At 48.8% G+C, this 18,235-nt stretch carries 10 protein-coding genes, 1 pseudogene and 4 riboswitches; all 11 genes and pseudogenes read left to right on the forward strand.

The genetic code is table 11. The features are described from left to right. The first annotated feature begins 8 nt into the window (after nucleotides 1-8). The 11 genes and pseudogenes from DTOX_RS09675 (at nucleotide 9) to DTOX_RS09725 (ending at nucleotide 18,195) form a co-directional block, all read left to right on the forward strand. Nucleotides 9-1,379: a DUF4430 domain-containing protein gene (locus tag DTOX_RS09675; protein ID WP_015757506.1), complete on the forward strand. Its 1,371-nt coding sequence runs from the start codon at nucleotides 9-11 to the stop codon at nucleotides 1,377-1,379. Continuing rightward, nucleotides 1,376-2,308: an energy-coupling factor transporter transmembrane component T family protein gene (locus tag DTOX_RS21480; RefSeq protein WP_015757507.1), complete on the forward strand. Its 933-nt coding sequence runs from the start codon at nucleotides 1,376-1,378 to the stop codon at nucleotides 2,306-2,308. The genes DTOX_RS09675 and DTOX_RS21480 overlap by 4 nt, the downstream gene beginning before the upstream one ends. Next, nucleotides 2,301-3,974 (forward strand): ABC transporter ATP-binding protein, encoded by a 1,674-nt coding sequence (locus DTOX_RS09685; protein ID WP_015757508.1) that lies wholly within the window; start codon nucleotides 2,301-2,303, stop codon nucleotides 3,972-3,974. The genes DTOX_RS21480 and DTOX_RS09685 overlap by 8 nt, the downstream gene beginning before the upstream one ends. Nucleotides 3,975-3,992: 18 nt before the next feature. After that, nucleotides 3,993-4,769 carry an ECF transporter S component gene (locus tag DTOX_RS09690; protein ID WP_015757509.1) on the forward strand — a complete coding sequence of 259 codons (777 nt, stop codon included), beginning with the start codon at nucleotides 3,993-3,995 and terminating at the stop codon, nucleotides 4,767-4,769. Between the two features lie 661 nt (nucleotides 4,770-5,430). Further along, nucleotides 5,431-5,700 (forward strand): annotated as a pseudogene (locus DTOX_RS25300) (cadherin-like beta sandwich domain-containing protein); the annotation flags it as partial. Nucleotides 5,701-5,763: 63 nt separating this feature from the next. Beyond that, nucleotides 5,764-8,361 carry a dockerin type I domain-containing protein gene (locus DTOX_RS09695; protein WP_242652584.1) on the forward strand — a complete coding sequence of 866 codons (2,598 nt, stop codon included), beginning with the start codon at nucleotides 5,764-5,766 and terminating at the stop codon, nucleotides 8,359-8,361. Then, a riboswitch (cobalamin riboswitch) is annotated at nucleotides 8,348-8,561 on the forward strand. It overlaps the preceding gene by 14 nt. A 288-nt stretch (nucleotides 8,562-8,849) precedes the next feature. Next, a complete protein-coding gene (locus tag DTOX_RS09700; protein WP_015757511.1) occupies nucleotides 8,850-9,215 on the forward strand; it encodes a LytTR family DNA-binding domain-containing protein in 366 nt (121 codons plus the stop codon). A 284-nt stretch (nucleotides 9,216-9,499) separates the two neighbouring features. Next, nucleotides 9,500-9,670: riboswitch (cobalamin riboswitch) on the forward strand. 176 nt (nucleotides 9,671-9,846) lie between these two features. After that, entirely contained in the window at nucleotides 9,847-10,722 is an 876-nt protein-coding gene (locus tag DTOX_RS09710; RefSeq protein ID WP_157862901.1) for a hypothetical protein, read from the forward strand. Between the two features lie 164 nt (nucleotides 10,723-10,886). Next, nucleotides 10,887-15,395 carry a cadherin-like beta sandwich domain-containing protein gene (locus DTOX_RS09715; RefSeq protein WP_015757513.1) on the forward strand — a complete coding sequence of 1,503 codons (4,509 nt, stop codon included), beginning with the start codon at nucleotides 10,887-10,889 and terminating at the stop codon, nucleotides 15,393-15,395. A gap of 169 nt (nucleotides 15,396-15,564) precedes the next feature. Further along, a riboswitch (cobalamin riboswitch) is annotated at nucleotides 15,565-15,754 on the forward strand. A 325-nt stretch (nucleotides 15,755-16,079) separates the two neighbouring features. Further along, nucleotides 16,080-16,463: a response regulator gene (locus tag DTOX_RS09720; RefSeq protein WP_015757514.1), complete on the forward strand. Its 384-nt coding sequence runs from the start codon at nucleotides 16,080-16,082 to the stop codon at nucleotides 16,461-16,463. 304 nt (nucleotides 16,464-16,767) lie between these two features. After that, nucleotides 16,768-16,952: riboswitch (cobalamin riboswitch) on the forward strand. A gap of 358 nt (nucleotides 16,953-17,310) precedes the next feature. Continuing rightward, the gene (locus DTOX_RS09725; protein WP_015757515.1) at nucleotides 17,311-18,195 is read left to right on the forward strand and encodes a hypothetical protein; all 885 of its coding nucleotides are present in this window, start codon (nucleotides 17,311-17,313) and stop codon (nucleotides 18,193-18,195) included. Nucleotides 18,196-18,235: the final 40 nt, after the last annotated feature.

Consider the following 18,235-nt stretch of genomic DNA (forward strand, 5'->3'; position numbering starts at 1 on the left):
TAAGGGGCATGAAACGATCTCCCAGGAGGTTAATCGTTGTATGTATGTTGTTTATCTTGTTAGTATTAATGTCCTCACTGGCGGCTGCAGTTGAAGCTTTTGTACAGCTTCCTTCTCAAGAGTTGATGAAGGTGCGTGTCACTGGTACCAAAAACTTCGGTAATGAAGTTGTGTTCGACAAAGAGGTGGAGACAAGAGTCAATTCAACCGCGGGGGATGCTCTGGGGCAGGCGGCAGAAATCGAAATGTCCGGTGACTATGTGGAGACCGTCGCCGGGATCAAAGGAAACCAGCAGGTGTACTGGTTTTATTATATTAACGGTCTGATGTCAAAGGCTTTTGCCTATGGCTATAAACTGCGTCCGGGGGATGTGGAGAATTGGGATTTTCACGATTGGACTTTTTATATGATGGGACCGTCAGCGATGCTGGGAGCCTTCCCGGAGCCCTGCCTGCATGGTTACGGGGGCAAGGTGGCGCCTACTATGGTGGTTTTTGCCCCGGGGTTTGAGGAAGAGGCCGCCGGGCTCAGGGACCGGTTGATCGCTCTTGGTGTGTCAGGTGTGAAAATGAAGAATCAGAACGATTTGACTATTGATGAGAAGAAAAACGATAATCTGTTTATTATCGCTACGGCGGACCAGCCGCTTATAGCAAGCATGAATGAGCAGTTCAAGATTCATGAGCCGGTTTATTTTTCCGACGGTAAAATCAAGACGCGTGATTTCAGCGGAAATGACAGTCAAACATTTGGGGCGGGGTATGGAGTGCTGAATGTGATCCAAAACCCATGGAATCCTAAGGGCAGCTGGGCCTGTCAAGGTGCGGTTTGGGCGATAACCGGTCTTGACGAAACGGGTGTGCGTCGCGCCGCCAAGGTACTGACCGGTTTTCCGAAAGAATTGAGTCATTCTTTTGCTCTTGTTATCGGCAACGGGGAGGTAATTAAGACCCCGGTGGGGCCCGGTGGGGCCAAAACAGTGGCTGTCAACACCGAGTCCGGTCTCTCTCCAGTGTCCGGTCCCTCTCCGGTATCCGGGGATTCCCAGACACCGGCTGTAAGCGCGGGGACTGTCGCCCCGGCCCAGGAGCCTGCTAAGCAGGATAATCAAGAAGAGAATAAAGCTGCGCAAAAAACCGACGCAGCAGATAAGACAGAGACTGCTGATAGTTCGGATATCTCAAAATCAAGTGATGAAAATCAATCCTCAGAACTTCCTACTGCTTCAGTTCTTCCCACACTGAAGGAAAATGTCGCGCGCCATTGGTGGGTTCTGTTTCCGACGGTAGGAGTGGCTGCTGTTCCTGCCTGCTACTATATAAAGAGGCACCGCAAACTAAAAGAGACTGACAATGCCGAGGAGCAGGAGTTGATATGAAATCAATTAGTTATCGATACCATGACCGGAACACATTTGTGCACAGGCTAAACCCTTTTGTCAAACTGGCCTGGGTGACGGGAGTAATGCTTCTTGCTGTTATTTTTGAGCATCCACTCTATTTAATGCTGTTTTTTTTATCCACACTTCCTGTTATTGCCCTGGCCCAGGCCTGGCGTGAATGGGCGTCTCTGATGCGTTTCATGCTTTGGATGAGCGTGGCTATCGTGTTGATCAATGCGCTGGTAATCTACCATGGTTCTCATGTACTGCTGGAGTTTACCTTTGAGATTCCTACCCTGGGACAGCCGAAGATCACCCTTGAAGCTATTGCCTTCGGCCTGGGGATGTCTCTCCGGTTGATAACAATAGTATCAGCTTTTGTCGTGCTTAATTTCACAGTCCACCCGGATGACATGATGCAAGCAATGATTAAAATTAAATTCCCGTATAAATCGGTACTGGCCACTTCCATGTCCTTGCGCTTTTTTCCGGCTTTGGTTGATGATCTGGAGCGTGTCAGTGATGTGCAAAGGACGCGGGGGATTGAAATAGACAAGGGGGGAATTGCGCAAAGGGCCAAAAACGGTGGTGCCGTACTGGTTCCCTTGCTCTCCAATTCCCTCGATCGGGCGGTGCAGATAGCCGAAGCTATGGAAGCAAGAGCTTTTGGGGCATACCAGCGCCGTACCAGTTTTAAAGAGATAGCATTGCCCGGCTGGGATCGATTGCTGGTTGCATTCGGGTTGTCCCCCCTGCTGATTGGAACTGCCATTCGCTGGATGGGATATGGCAAATACCGCTATTATCCATCCCTGCAGCATCTCGATCCGGGGCCCGGCGGGTGGCTGTCCCTGACCGTGCTGGCGGTATTGCTGTTGTCAATACTGCCTTTGGCCTGGTTCAGAAAGAGGTGTCAACTTGATTAGGATAGAAAAACTGATTTTCTTCTACGCGGATGACAGGAAGCCCGCTTTGAACGGGATTGATTTGGAAATAGAGGACGGTGAATTCGTCCTGATTACAGGTTCCTCAGGAAGCGGCAAGTCGAGCCTGGCGCGCTGTTTGAACGGACTCATCCCGCACTTTTATGGGGGGCGTCTGGGTGGGCGGGTAGAAGTGTCAGGCATGGATGTGAGCACACACGCTCCGAATAAAATGGCCACCTGTGTGGGGATGGTCTTCCAGGATCCTGAAAACCAACTGGTCACAGCCGATGTAGAGCGTGAGATTGCCTTTGGTATGGAAAACCTGTCACTGCCCCGTCATGAGATGGCTAAGCGCCTGGAAGAAGTGTTGGATACTGTTGGCATTGCCGCTTTGAGAAAGCGGCAGCTGCACGAACTTTCAGGAGGGGAGAAACAAAAGGTGGCCATCGCTTCGGTGCTGGTATTGAAGCCGGAAATCCTGGTTCTTGACGAGCCGACATCTGAATTGGATCCGCAGGGCGCCGAGGATGTGCTGTCGACGGTGCAGAGGCTGAATGACGAATTGGGGATTACGGTTATTTTAGTGGAGCACCGGTTGGAGAGAGTCGTTCATCTGGCTGACAGGCTGATCGTAATGGAACAGGGACAGATCATCGCCGACGGTACCCCGGAACGGGTTATGGAAAAACAATATGTAAGCATTTGCCGGGCGGGAGTAGGCATCCCACCGCTGATAAGGCTCGTACATGAGCTCAAGGAACGGGGTATGGAGATTAAGGGTGTGCCTCTTACCGTCAAAGAGGGCCGCCAACTGCTGAAAGGAATATTTGAAGACTCAACATATTCACCGCCGCCGGCTGCGGATAGGCCGGAAAGCGCCTCTCCCGTGATCGAGACGGAAAATCTCTGGTATGCCTATAATCCTCCGTATGCTGCCCTGAAGGGCGTTGATTTAAGCATTGGCAGGGGGGAGTTTGTGGCAATTATGGGCCGCAACGCTGCCGGTAAGAGCACTCTGGTAAAGCATTTCATCGGCTTGTTGAGGCCCTCCAGAGGGAAAGTGAGGGTAAATGGCTTGGATACAATGCAGACCAGTGTTGCCAGTCTGGCCAGACATGTCGGGTATGTCTTTCAAAACCCCAATGACCATCTTTTTGCCGAAACGGTAGAGGAGGAGGTTGCCACTGCCTTAAAGGGCCTGGGTTTCAGTGATGTGGAAGGCAGAGTGCGGGAATGGCTGGACAGGTTTGACCTGTTATCTTATGCCAAGCAATACCCCAGATTCTTGAGCGGCGGCGAAAAGCAGCGGGTAGCCCTTGCCACAGTGTTGTCTGTACAGCCGCAGGTGCTGATACTTGATGAGCCTACGAGGGGAATGGATCAGAAACTTAAAGATTACCTGATGCGGCTTCTGTGCGATTACCAGAGCAAAGGCAATACAGTGATTATCGTTACACACGATGTTGAGATGGTGGCGGAGTACGCGCAGCGGGTGATCCTGCTGGGAGAGGGTAAGGTTATTGTTGACGGGGACAAGCGTCAGGTATTGTCCCAGGCCTTGCTGTTCTCTCCCCAGATTAACAGGGTTTTTCAGGGCTTTGCCAGGCTGGGCGTGCCACAAGATATTCTGACAACGGGTGAGGTGCTGCAATTGCTGCAGCATTGATTTTGCGGGAGGAACAGCATGGGACGCAAATATTTGTTTATTATACTGATCAGTTTATTGGGGCTGGCTATTTACATTGTACCCTTTATTTCTATGAAAGGCAGCATATTGGATCCCAATGCCGGGTTTCTGAGCTGGGGATTAATTGCCACCGTTTTTGTCAGTTTCAGCGTGTTAGGCTTTTTTTTGGAATTTGAGCGGGCGGCTACCGGTGCCAAGGAGATCGCTTTGGTTGCTATGCTGGGCACTATTTCCGCTCTTTCCAGGCTTCCCTTTGCTTCGTTGATGAACTTTCAGCCCTGCACTTTTTTCATTATCTGCAGCGGCTATGTTTTTGGGCCCATGGCCGGATTTATGACGGCGTCCCTGACTGCCCTGGTTTCCAACATGTTCCTGGGACATGGTCCGTGGACTCCCTACCAGATGTTCACCTGGGGACTGGTCGGGATTACCGCCGGCTGGCTCAGAGGGCTGCGTCTTACGGGCAGAAAGGAAATCATTGTGCTGGCCGTTTTTGGCTTTATCTGGGGCTGGCTTTACGGTGTGATCATCAATGTCTGGTTCTGGGCATTCTTTGTGCAGCCGCATACCATAGTTACTTACTTGTTAACACTGCTTAACGCCGTTATCTGGGATGGCAGCCATGCTGTGGCCAATGCTTTTTTTGTTTCGATATTCGGAGCCAGGGTAATCAGAACGTTGGAGCGGTTTAAAAAGAGGTTTTACTGGAAAACCGGCGGTGTTATGGCGGATGTGACAGTGCCTTCGTCCCAGACAAATGCAAATTCGAACTAAGGATGAAAGCCTTATTGAAGGGAGGTGATGCTGTTCATTGCCAATATTTTTATGGGAGGTGAGTCTAATCTGATTATTAAACCCTGCCGGTCAAGAGAATCAGATAAAAGAGAACATGCAATGAAACAATGAGGAAGGGAAGTCTGAAAGAGATTCCTTCATGACATTTTGTGACTTCAGCGAAGCGAAAGGAATGGGTGTAAAATTGAGAAAAACGATGCTTAGAAAACCTCTTACCATATTTATGGTGCTTATTATGGCGCTCGCCCTGTTGCCTGTAATGGCCCCGGCGGAGGACGGCGCGGGTACCCCGGCGATGTCATCCCTGGCGCTGTTCACGGATAAATCCTGCGTGACGCCTATTCAGTTTGACGAGCCTTTTTCAAGCGGCCATTTTGATTACAATGCGAATATTCCCGACTATTTGAGCAGCGTCTACGCCATGGGCGTTGCAAGCAACAGTTCCGATTTCCTGAAGTTTGAAATGCAAAGGTCCGGCTGGGGGGGAACGGGTATCGCCATGGCGAATCTCCCTGTATTGATCAGCAATTTAAACTTATATCAAACCAATGCAAACAGTACATTCACCTTCAGGGCCGGCCCCCAGAGCAACATTAGCGCGGATAACGGAGACGTCTTTTATCATGTGCATTTCAAGAGGATGCCGACGTTAAAAAGCCTTAGTGTAAACGATACGTTAACACCGACGTTTAACAGAGATGTTTTCTCCTATACCGCCGGTGTTGACGCCGAGGCGGCTTCAGTGGATATCGCGGTCACCGGATATAATAAAGCCTACGTGATCACTGTAAACGGGCAGGCTCCTGTGGACGGCACGGCAAGTGTTACGTTGAATTGGAGTGCCGACGGAACCATGCAGGTCCCGATCACTGTCAGCGGTGGCACCTCCGAAACAATCTACAACCTTGGCCTGATCCGCGAAACCAAGTCCGATACCCCCGTGATATATATAAACCCCCTGCCCGCGGTTTATGTGTTCACCGAGACACCAAGCCCTCTTACGGTAAGGGCGGCAGCCTACGCGGATGTTTCCTACCAGTGGTACGTGAACACGGAGGACAGCACCGAGGGCGGGCAGAAGATTGACGGCGCGGAGAGCGCGTCCTATATACCGGAATTGGAGACTGTCTCATCAACTAAGATTTACTATTACTACTGTGTGGCAACGAATAACACAACAGAGGATTTTGCCGTCAGCAAAACGGCCGCCGTAACCGTTATGCCTGACCCGACGCCGGTGATAACACGGGAAAATGCCGACGGCAGCCCGTTGCCGGCGCAGTATTATGAATATAATGTAGGCGACACGCCTGTGGGAATGAAGGTCGAGACCACTTCCGTTGCGGAGGGCGGCTACTTTTTCTACACCTGGAATTGTCGCTTGATCAGCGGCTCGGTCACTACCAAGTCCGGACCGGATGAAAAAAATGTGTGCTTGCCGTACATGAATTCGGATGGAGAAACTACTTACTTCTGCACGGTAACCCACGTCATAAACGGGAAAGCATACACGGCGGACAGCGAGGACTTCATTGTAAGGGTTTATGAAACATCCGCAAAGATGCCCTATATAAGCTCGCAGCCCTCCGGCACGTCTTATCAGCTGGGAGAGACGCAAATTACGGACCTTGAGATCGGGGCAATGGTTATAGCCGGGACTATGAGCAATGAAATTTCCTATCAATGGTATTCCAGCACTGATGGGGAAACTTATGCGCCGATAGAGGGTGCAACCGGTTATACCCTAACCCCGAGCATATTGGACACGGCGGGTGTCATCTATTATAAGTGCACGGTTACTGATAATTTCACCAGTTTAAGCGGCAAAACATATACCAGCTCAATAGATTCCGCAGTCGCAGTCATTCGATTCATAGGCGGATTCGGCCAATGGAACGGCAGCGGTAAGCAAGACGATCCTTTCCTGCTGGAAGATGTGCAGGATATTGAAGAGCTTCGCGAATTGGTCAATACCGGCACAAGCTTCGCGGACTACTATTTTAAAATGAACGCGGATATTACCCTGCCGGACGGCTGGGTGCCCGTAGGTTCTGTTAAGGAAGGTTCCGCCAACGAAGGCGCCGGAGCCAATATTAATCCGTTTTCCGCGAACTTTGACGGCGGCGGACACACGATCACCATACCGGCCGGCGGCAAGCCGCTGTTTGGGTATGTCAGGCTGGCGACGATAAGCAACCTGCAGATTTACGGGACCGAAATTGCCGGAGCGGCATTGATTGATAATTATACAATTGACTACGGCCCCGGCGGTCAGTACTCTGATGTGCCGGCGTATACGGCGGATATTAAAAACGTTACGCTTAAATCAGGTTCCAAAACGCTCGGCTCCGGCTTGGTCAACGGAAACGGGTCCGGGGAGAACAATATATATTTCACCGGATGTGTTGTCGAATCCGGTGTTACCGTCGGTTATGACAAGAGCAGGTCCAATGTCGGCTCGCTAATCTCCAGCCTGAACGGCAATATTCTCAACTGCGTCAGCTATGCGGATGTATACGGGACTAACCATGTGGGCGGACTCGTGGGAGAGAAGGGGCAATCGATGGGCTACTGCACTGTTTGGGACAGCGCCTTCCATGGAACCGTTACGGCAAGCGGCCAATTCGCAGGCGGGATCATGGGCAGCGGATATTTGGCCGGTTCGGCGCCCAACAGCCCCTGTGTATCCATTCAGAATTGCTCCGTTACCGGAACCGTTACGGCTTCGGACTATATCGGCGGGGTCTTCGGTGGTGAAGGCGGCGTTTCTGAGTGCTGGGAAAACGGTATTGGCTATATTCAGAACAATTATTTCAGCGGAACGCTTACGGCAACTTCCGGCAATGCTGCTCATGTAGGCGGAGTAATCGGCTACATGCACTCGCTGGACCGCTACAATATTATTTCCAATAACTACTATATGGAAGGTTCCGGGGTGGACAGTGGCATAGGAGCTGTGGCTGCCGTTGACAAATCCACCGGGCTTTACAGCCGCGGTGATGACCCCACAGGCGCGGACGCGGACAAGCTTACTAAATCATTCACGTCCGGGGAACTGACCGACGGGACTCTGCTCAGCGTGCTGAACGCGGGAATAAACAGCAGCGGGAACTGGACGGCCGGTTTCGACGGGAAGCCTGTAGTTGGAAGCACACGTCATATTCTGATGATTACGGTCGACGGCATCCAAAGCAACCGTTTTTCGTCCAACGATATAAACGACATTTATACCAAGAACATTACGGTACTTTACAGCGACAGGTCCACACAGTCGGTCAGCGCCAATGGTGCGACGGTTGAGGGCTTTAATACAACGTCCACCGGTTATAAAACCGTTACGGTAACGCTGCAAAACCACACCTATATTTTCCGGCTTCAAGTTACTACTGCCACAGGCGCAACCGGCAGTGATCTGAACAGCGACGGAAGTGTTAATGTGCAGGATCTGATCCTGGTGGGCCAGCATATTGGTGAGAGCGGTACCCCTGGCTGGATTGATTTTGATCTTAACAGTGACGGCACTGTGGATGTATTGGACATGATCCTGGTGGGCCAGCAATTTACAGCTTGAGAGATGTTGATTAGGAAAATAATTTAAGGGCTGCCCGAGTATGTACTTCTAAAATACGGTGCAAATATAAATTAATTCCTGCACGGTCCCGCCGCTGTGATGGGGAAATGTTTCATGTACAGGCCATTGGCTGCAAACCGGGAAGGTATGAAACATTGATTAACCATAGTCAGAAGACCTGCCTGAATTGCGCACTAATCTACTCTACGAGCGATGGAAGAGGTGCTAAAGTGCTGGCAAGCTAATGATTCAGTATTTTTAGCCTCTCGGCCCTACCGGTTGAGAGGCTTTTTTATTTGTTGGCGGCTACAAACTCGGCTGATTTGCCGTTACGGTTTGTTTGGGGACAACATCCTATGGCATCAAATATTATTTCGGATTTCCTGCCGGATGTTCACTTGGGGAGGCAAATTTCAATGACATGAGAAACCTTACGGGTAGAAGCTCCCGGGCTTGTCCCGAAGCAGGTTTGCAAAGAGGGTAGTAAAATGAATTCGCCGGAGACTCAAAATATTGAATTTTTTAATGATATTATCTGTTTTAGAATCGGCTGTGAAAAAATATTCATTTCCAAAGATGAGATCATTATGTTTTCCACTAACGGAAGAAAAGTAGATGTTCATACCCCCTCATGCAGGTTCACCGTCAATATCACCCTCAATGAAATACAGAAGAAACTGGATGATACCATCTTTTTCAGGTCCCACCAGTCCTATCTTGTAAATATTAAAATGGTTAAAAAAATTTTCAGCAAGGGCGAAACGCGCTGCATTGAGTTTCGCTTGATCAGTGAAACTGCGCAAATCAGTAAGGGCAATGAGCGCAAACTATTCGAGATGGTAAGAATCATTTGAGCCACTTTTGCAGTGCAGAACCGGCTTTTATAAGTTGGTTCAAGGTGAATAACAGCAAATATCCAGTACATGCCGCAAATAAGTACGTGCCGAGTATACATGAGTAATATGAAAATTTGCTTAAAATAACTTGTATGTCTAAAAAAAAACTTGACAATGCTTTTGGCGAATATTTCATATTCTTATGTATATTATGTTGTTTTTTATATATGTACAGTATATTTTCCTGCTTATGCTTAATGAAGAACTTTTTGCTATAATTATTATAGCAGTTAAATAACTGAATATTTAATCCAAGCAAGAGTAACGGAATCGGGTTAGAGTCCCGAACGGTACGGCCACTGTAAGCCGAGCTTACTCCATCGGACAGTTGTCCGGTCCATTGGCGCAAATGCCGAGAAGGAGGAGAAAAGCGTTGAAGCAAGTCAGGAGACGACTCTTGCATTAGATTGGCCCCCGGAACCGGGCTGGATAAAAAACCGTATCCGCCGCTTAATTGCGTGCGGTTTTTTTGTTGCATTAACTTTGCTGTGTATATGGAAGGGGTGATGCGTATGCTTGTGGATTGACAGGCACAAGCACGAGCGGCGTTTGTAGAAGGATTGAACACTGGGGATTGGAAAATTAAAATTTGCTAAAGGGGGTTTTTGTATTGTTTAAGAAACGTACAATAATGCTGACCATGATCATGGTTCTCGTCATGGTTCTCAGCTTTGCCGGCGGCGCCTTTGCCAATGAATATCCTAATCTCACCACGTATGACGGTGTGCCTTTCACTGCAGATGTAGATGCAAACGATGCTAACGCACAAACTGTTGAATTGTATGCCGCTCCGGCCGATGCAAGTTGGATGCCGTATTGGTTTGATAATGAACAGGATGCAGAGGATGTCGAGTGGGCTGTTGTCGGTGGCAGTGTCAGCGGCGTTACGGTGGCAGAACAAGCTCCGTTTTATGTAGACGAAGACTTTTATTATGCGTATGCCGTTGTCACCGTTGCTCCGGGTACCAATCCTGGAACTGCCAGTATTGTAGCCAGTACGCCGGAAAGTGCCTATGTCAATTTTACGGTAGTGGTGAATGGCCCCACAGCTGACCCCTACGATGACACTGCCGATGTGAACTTTGAGGTCTATAATTCAAACGGCGCTTTGCTGTCTTCCGGGGATGGCAATGTGCAGGGCAATGACTTTTACTCTGGCAGGTCCTTTGTTACGGCCATGGATGGCGTGGTGCGGATGATGATGGAAGATGTGATTGACAATTATAGCGCCTCCGGTGCATTTGTTACCGGCATGACAATTGATAGTGTGAATTACACGCCTCCTTATCCCGCGGGCTGGATGTATCGCATATACCGCGAGGGCGGTACCTCTGGACAGTATGATGTGGTGGCAATTTCCGAGGTCATAGGCGCGGATGACATCCGATTAGAGGATGGGGATTATATCCAGTGGCGTATCGGAGAGTATGATGATCACGATTTCCCGGCGTATATCAACCGCTAGACATAAGTAAAGGCATGGTTGCCATGCTCTTTTAGATTTTCAGTAAATCCGGTCCGGGAACTGTTTTAAGCCCCGGTCCGGGTTTTATTGTATTATCAAAAATCAGGAAAACAGAGGTCATTTAAAGAGAAGGCAATTCACAATCAGAAAGAAAGGGAAGGATAATGGTACTCAACTGGAAAAAAGCAATGTACACAGCACTAATGCTGCTGGCCGCATTTATACTGGCACTGGCCATGCTTCCGGCGCAGAGCGCCTGGACTAATCAGGAGGCTGCAACGGATTCCGTGGTTACGGCAACTTACAATGATTTGGATATGGTAGTGCCGGCGGAGGATGAGATTGCAAAATCCTCTGTGGCCGCCGCAACTTACAGCTGTTCAGTGGAGGTTCAATACCCCAAAACTGCCAGCCGTAATGGCGGCCTGATCGACGACAACGCCGGCGATGCCATTGAAATATACAATTCCGCCGGTGAACCGGTGCCGGTGACCGCGCCGGAAGATACACAAACTGGAAAGAAAATAATTTTTAATGCCGAGCCCGGCAAGTACAAATTTAAAGTATACTATACAAAAGATGGCGTGCGCACAGTGGGCGGCGAAGGCACATTTGAAGTAGTGGATGTGCAAGGCAAACAGACATTTTACCTGGGCTATTTTAATATTAAAGTAGGAATCGACCCCGAGACAGGCAAAGCGCCCGGCTTTAATATAGTACTGCGCAATTCCCAGGGAGAGATTCAAAATCCGGGAATGGTGATCGGGGCGGAGGATGGACAGGGAGATATTGAGCATAGTTACATCGTTCTTGCCTGCGATGGGAGCAATCCCTATTACTGGGATGCTACTCCTGTAAATGACGCTTTCAGCCCCAAAGACGGCAGTTTTTCTTGGTCAAGGCTCAATGCTGTAGTATTAGGATCAAAGAAAACAGAAAGGGTTGCAATAACCAGGAGTATTGAGACTACATTCCAGGTTACAAAAGGCGCCGACCTGCGGGTCTTTCGCAAAGGCAAAGCACACTTCATTCCTTTTACCGAGTATACTCCGACTTATATGGGTACCACCGGTGATGAAAAATATGACATCTATAAATTTAATATTCCCTCCGGCGCGGATGGTATTCATTACGAGGCGGGCGGCGGCGAATGGCTGAAGCAGTGCCAGTGTTTCACCGTGAACCCGGGAGGCACGGATTTGACAATAACCCTGGACCTTGCCGTGCTGGACAATAGCCACCGCGTAGATAACGGGTTTATTGATGATAACCTGTACATGAATCTGGACGACAGCAAGTATGTGGTGTTAAAAAAAGGGGAAAGCTTTGACCTGTTTCCCATACGCGTCTGGCAGGCGCAGCTCGGTGTGGTAGATAATTATTTTGTTGAGCCGGACTACCATGTTGAGGTGATGGGCGGTTCGGTGTCCGAGCAGTGGACAGGCAAGCCAGGCAGAGAGTTGCTTAAAGTAACCGGGAAGCAGACAGGTATCAGTATTATAAAAATATCCTATGATGCCTTGGGCTGGCTTGAATCACCGGGTAATGTCATTTCCGGAAGCTACTCTCCTCCCAGTGGGATAAAATATTATTTCAACGCCATCGACCCCATTAACACGGGTATAGTGGTGGTAAATGTGGTGGATGATGCGGACTCTGGGAATGCAGCCAACATCAAAACCAATATTGATCAGAGAGAATATGACACCGTTTATTTCGATAAAAATAAAAGCGATTCCGCGCCTTACACCTTCAAGCCCACGGCGGACAGCGGAACCATATCGGTACGCGTGCATGACCCGCTGCATAACACCGGGTGGGGCGAAGGGTGGACAAGCTGCGCGGCAAATCCGGACGGGAGCTTTACGGTAAACCTGAAAGAGGGCCGCAGCATTATCGAAGTCAGCGCGGGAGATTCGGTGCGGTACCATGTGGTGAACGCCAAAGGCCTGCAGGTCAACATTGTCAATAAAAGCAATCCGGACTGGAAACCAGGCGAACCCTTCAATTTGGGTGAAACCGCGTCGGTCAGCTTTGAAGGACTGGAGATCCCCATCCAGAAAATTGCGGGCATATACAATCCCGGCTATCCATACACGCAATATGTGCAGTATGAGACACAGGACGGGCGGTTGTGCCTGGGTCCTCCCACACAATACGATATCACTTCGTATAATACGGTCAGTGTATTGTTGTCCGAACCGGGAGAATTTTTACTCCATAAGGGCCGGATACATTGCGGACATCTGGGCAGCGCGCTTAACGCGCACCGCAACATATCACCCTCGGGAGTGATGCCCAATTTCAACGCTTCCGAAGGGGAAAACAATCCTTTGTTCAGCACCCTGCCGGACATTACATTTGAAGTGCAGGACAACGAATTTGCCTCTGAACAGGCAAAATTGGAATACGCCGCTCTGAAGGAGCTATTTTACAATTATTACGGGCCTAATTATGCTCCACTTGAAGGAATAAACAGTTCCCAGCTTAATATCACGGGAATTGATATTTCAAATAATAATCTTAGTGTGTATATATACCCTAAAAATAATGATGTCAGTGTGAAAGCGCGCTGTTGGTTCCAGTCTAATCCAGGCAATGTTACGGAGACAAATATGCCTATACGCGACAACGGCATAGCATCGGGGATTTTAATCGGTGCCGTTACCGGTCCCGACGTCGGTTATGGTGAACTGACCTTAACGCCGCTGGATCCGGAAAAGGGCTATCCCATTACCTACACCTTCCGGCTGGTGTTTGACGAAGGCATAGGCAAGTATCCCTACATCACAGGCATAAAAATAAATCCGGTTAACGGCACGCAGGATATGAACTTCCAGCACGGCAAGCTGCGGGCTGTCGCGGAGGAGGACCTGGGCTACGGCTTCCTGTCCACCAGGCATGAGTTTACAGCCACGGTTCCTTACAGCACGGACAAAATCATCATCACCGCCAGTCCATTAACGGAAGGCGAGGTAACCACCGCCGTGACAGTGAACGGTGAAGCGTTGGGCGGCAGCGGGATTTCCCAGGAAATCTCCTTAAATGAAGGGGAGAACACCATTACGGTTGCCGGTTCAGTTTACAGCAATGAAACTCCCGTGCAGTACACCCTGCTGGTAACCCGTGAAAAAGCGCCCAACAAGGTGACATTTGAAGGGGCGGAAGGCGGCCGGCTGGTAATCAAAAGCGCCGGCGGCAAAACGATGACTGCCAACGAAGACGGCAGCTATTACCTGCCGGTAGGCCAGGGGTATATTTACTACTACGGCCGGAACGGATACCTGACGGCAACCGGTACCTTTGATGTAACGGAAAGCACTACCGGCATTACACTGCCGGCTTTAACAGAGCACCAACAGTCCGACGGTAAGGTTACCGTCAGCGCGGTATCCCTGAACAGCGTCCTGCGGGACAAACAAGAGGTTAGCTATAAAGCCGGTGAAGCCACCGACCTGGCTTCGGCAGGCTATGTTGAGTACAATAACGGAGGTTATACCGTCCTTCACGCGCTGATCGACGCATTCAACCAGGGCAACACCAAAATACCCTTCACCTGCGCCAGAGGAAATCTCACCCCCGACATTGCTATCAATGGCAATACGGCGGAGGGCGCGGGCTGGGTATGCGAAGTTGCGGGTAAAGAGCTTTCCGGTGACAAGCTGGCCTCAACTCTCGTTAAAAACGGCGACCGTATAGTATATTATTACAATGCAAATTTTGCAGGTATGCAGAACGCCTGGTTTGAGGAAACCAATGTAACCGTTACGCAAGGCGAAGACGCGGAACTGACTCTTGTGGGCGCTGACGTGAAAAACGACGGCGGCGGCGTAGCAGGTATCAGCGGCGCGAAGATTTTAGTTAACAGCCAGAACACCGGTCTGAGTACCGGTGCCGGCGGAAGTGTAACTCTGCCCGGCTCGCTTATAGACACTCCCGGTCAATATATAGTTACCGCGGTAAAAGAAAATGAAGACGGCAATAACACGCTGGTATACAACCAGGCGATTATCCGGGTGAATAAAACAGCTTCAGGCGGCAGTGGCACCACCGTTAAATTCCGTTTGATCGGTGACTCCCTGCATGGCGGCGGGTGTGACGACCACAGCCAATATCTGAATTGGATCAAGACCAAAAACTATAGCTTCAGCGGAAGCAGCGTCACAGTTTACCAGGTATTTATGAGAGCATTGGAAGAAGCGGGTCTGGAGCAAACCGGCGCGGAAAATAACTATGTGTCCGGTATCTATGCGCCAGCCGGTTATGGCGGCTATTTGCTGCGTGAGTTTGATAACGGGCCGAATTCCGGCTGGATGTACACAGTTAACGGTGACCACCCCAATGTCGGCCTTAAATACTGCTATGTAACAAACGGAGATTCCATCGTTTGGCACTATACAGATGATTACAGATTGGAAACCAGCTTTGAAGGCAACACACCGCTCTACCCCAACCGTTGGCTGGAAGCGGAAGATGTAGATCCTCCGTCCGCGGGAGGCGAAACCGACTGTGATCTGAACAGCGACGGCAGCGTGGATGTGCTGGACATGATTCTGGTGGGCCAGCATATCGGCGAGAGCGGCGATCCTGGCTGGTGCAGCCTTGACCTTAATCAGGATGGCCATGTGGATTTATTGGATATGGTTTTGATTGGACAGAACTTTACAATATAAAGGATTCGGCCACTGTAAGCGATGAGCGTCGTTTTTCAAGCATCAGTGGGAGTTTTAAAATGTTGCGTTTTAAAACTCCCCGGCTTCTTTATTATGGGAAAAGGGAAGTAATCACAAAATAATGATGGACAAATTCATCAAACAGTGTTAATACAACTTTAACTCAATATTAATATGTAATTGATCAGATTCCCCGGTTATGTCGGGGATGAAACGGGAATTGGGTGTGAATCCCGGACGGTCCGGCCACTGTAAGTGGGGAGCGGTTCCTCCATATGCCACTGGGTTTTGTGCCTGGGAAGGCTGGGAATACGCTTTGAGCCATAAGTCAGGAGACCTGCCAGGTTAATTTGAATGCTGCCTTCCGAGAAAAGGCCAGGGCTTTATCTAGGACTATTAATACTTATTAATATATTTACACATGAAAAAACCTGGCCTCTTTGTGGTTGAAGCCGGGTTTTTTCATGTGTTTTTTTCTTTCCCTTTGTGTTAGTTAATTGTGACAGGAAAGGTGCCGGATATCATAAAAAGCAAACCTGAGAATATGGAAGCAGTATTTACCGGCAGGTATGCTCCGCGTTATAAAAGCAGTACAATTTCAATTATAGAGACTTACCTGTAGAAGCACTGACTGGGAGGGCCTTCTTTAAAGAAAATTACGGAGAATTTTTGGGGGGGGTATCCATGAGGAATTATGATGTTCTTATCGTTGATGATCGGTGCGGAATACGTCGGCTGCTATATGAAGTACTGAATGATGACGGTTATCGTGTAGCAGTTGCTGCCGGGGGGCAAGAGGCCTTAAAAATAGCATCTAATTTTAGACCCCGGGTAATTTTACTGGATATTAAAATGCCGGGCATGAGCGGGCTTGAAACGCTTAAGGAACTAAGGAATATTTATAGCGAGTTTGTTGTTGTGCTTATAACAGCATATGGCAACCAGGAAATATTTGAACAGGCTAAAAAGTTAGATGTGCATCACTATATAAACAAACCTTTTGATTTTGAAGAAATTAGACTACTAATGAGATTTTTTTTATTGGAGGGGCTGCCGCAATTACCTTAAATCTCAGGGACAGCTTCACCGACCCGGGAGCGGCTGCCTTTTTTCGACAATAAAAAAATGAAGTTTTCGGAAAAAACTTTTCTCAAAATCATAAAACTTAGAAATAAATAAACATTAAATTAGTACGTTTATACACAATAAATGATTAAATAAACAATAAATCCGGCATTATTTGCAAAGTATTGCAAAATCATATAATAAATGCTAAACTAATTAATAAGTTTATGGAAAATTGCTCCTGAAAGTCCACAGGCTTGATCCGGAGGAGATTCACTGGATATATGTTAAATAATTAAACAATTAAATAATATGGAACAAAACAAGTGCTTATAAGAGAAGCTTAATTGGGAAACCGGTGCAAGTCCGGTGCGGTCCCGCCACTGTGAAGGGCAGTAGTCTTACAAGATGTCACTGGGTTTAATAATCCGGGAAGGCGTAAGACAAGGTTGACCCCTGAGCCAGGAGACCAGCTTGTTTGATAGTCGCCGCCAGATACCCACGGAGAATGGGGAGGGGATTAACTGACTCGCGCATGGATTACCATTTTATGCTTTATAAATGTGGTTGCCTGCTTCCCTCTACAATTCGTGTAGAGGTTTTTTTATTTCAGTAGCTGAAAACAGTAGCTAACATTCAGTTTTACGGTTTGCATCCCGGGGGTGAGGGGGGTGTCTCGCACACGTTCCAAGCCCCTTTGGCTGCAGGGTGCAATTCTGCTTAGAAAAAAGGGTGGATTTCCACCGTTAGAGAGGTGATGCCTATGATCTGAAGAAACCCGGCTGTTTGGTTCCCCGAGAGGGAAAAATGCGGGCAGAAAATTTAAATTTAATTTAAGGAGGTTTTTGCTATGAAATCAGGTAAAATCATGAGTAAAATGATGCTGCTGGGCTTGGTTGTAATGCTTGTCTTAGCCATGTCCGTTCCGGCCTTTGCCCAGGATTACTTAACCTCGACAAGCGCTTCCTATATCCAGGGCACGGCGCCCATCTATACAGATCAAACGATTAACGTTGATTTGGTAGTGGAAAGCCGGACCATCAGCGGCAGCTACATTTACACAACCATTAATAATGTTCTATTGACGGCCGGTGAAACCGCCCAGTCCTTCTTTGTTCGGGACGTGCTGCTGGCGGTGCAAGATATGGGGAACTATACGTTTAACGGTACTGATGGAAATCCCATTGATTCCGGCGACAGTTATTTCTATTCCGTTACCGATGAAAATAGCATTGTGACCTATGGTCCCACTAGCCAATATGCCTGGGACGGCTGGGTCTTCCGGATCAACAACAAGTTTCCTCTGGAAAGTGCAGGCTTGGGTGCTTCCATCGCCACCGCTTATGTGACAGACGGGGATGTAATCAATATCTATCATGACGATGCGAGCAGTTCCACCAGTTGCGCCGATTTTGCCAAAATCGCCAGCATTACCGATAACGACAGCAATACCCTGACGGTTAACGTGAAGGCTTCCTGCCAATATTACGGGCCGGCGCCGACCTATACCTGGAATCTGACGAATTTTGCTAATTATCAGGGCGTGACGGTCAAAGCCTATAATGAAAGCGGGACTCTTGTGACCAGTGGCACCACCGATTCTTCCGGCAATGTCGATCTCAATGTCGGCAGTTTCGGAAGTCATACCTATAAGGTGGAAGTAGTACGCACCACCTTTGGCAATGGGCTGATCGAGAATACCACCGATACCGTAACCGGTTACGATCCTATCTAAAGAAGAGGGGTGCGGAAGTGGGCGGTTTGCCAAAAAACCG

The sequence above is a fragment of the Desulfofarcimen acetoxidans DSM 771 genome (genome assembly GCF_000024205.1).
GTDB lineage: Bacteria > Bacillota > Desulfotomaculia > Desulfotomaculales > Desulfofarciminaceae > Desulfofarcimen > Desulfofarcimen acetoxidans.

Bases quoted from the DNA above. Each gene is read 5' to 3' on its own strand.
- DTOX_RS09675 (WP_015757506.1), top strand. From the start codon at position 9: ATGAAACGATCTCCCAGGAGGTTAATCGTTGTATGTATGTTGTTTATC.
- DTOX_RS21480 (WP_015757507.1), top strand. From the start codon at position 1,376: ATGAAATCAATTAGTTATCGATACCATGACCGGAACACATTTGTGCAC.
- DTOX_RS09690 (WP_015757509.1), top strand. From the start codon at position 3,993: ATGGGACGCAAATATTTGTTTATTATACTGATCAGTTTATTGGGGCTG.
- DTOX_RS09700 (WP_015757511.1), top strand. From the start codon at position 8,850: ATGAATTCGCCGGAGACTCAAAATATTGAATTTTTTAATGATATTATC.
- DTOX_RS09715 (WP_015757513.1), top strand. From the start codon at position 10,887: ATGGTACTCAACTGGAAAAAAGCAATGTACACAGCACTAATGCTGCTG.
- DTOX_RS09720 (WP_015757514.1), top strand. From the start codon at position 16,080: ATGAGGAATTATGATGTTCTTATCGTTGATGATCGGTGCGGAATACGT.
- DTOX_RS09725 (WP_015757515.1), top strand. From the start codon at position 17,311: ATGAAATCAGGTAAAATCATGAGTAAAATGATGCTGCTGGGCTTGGTT.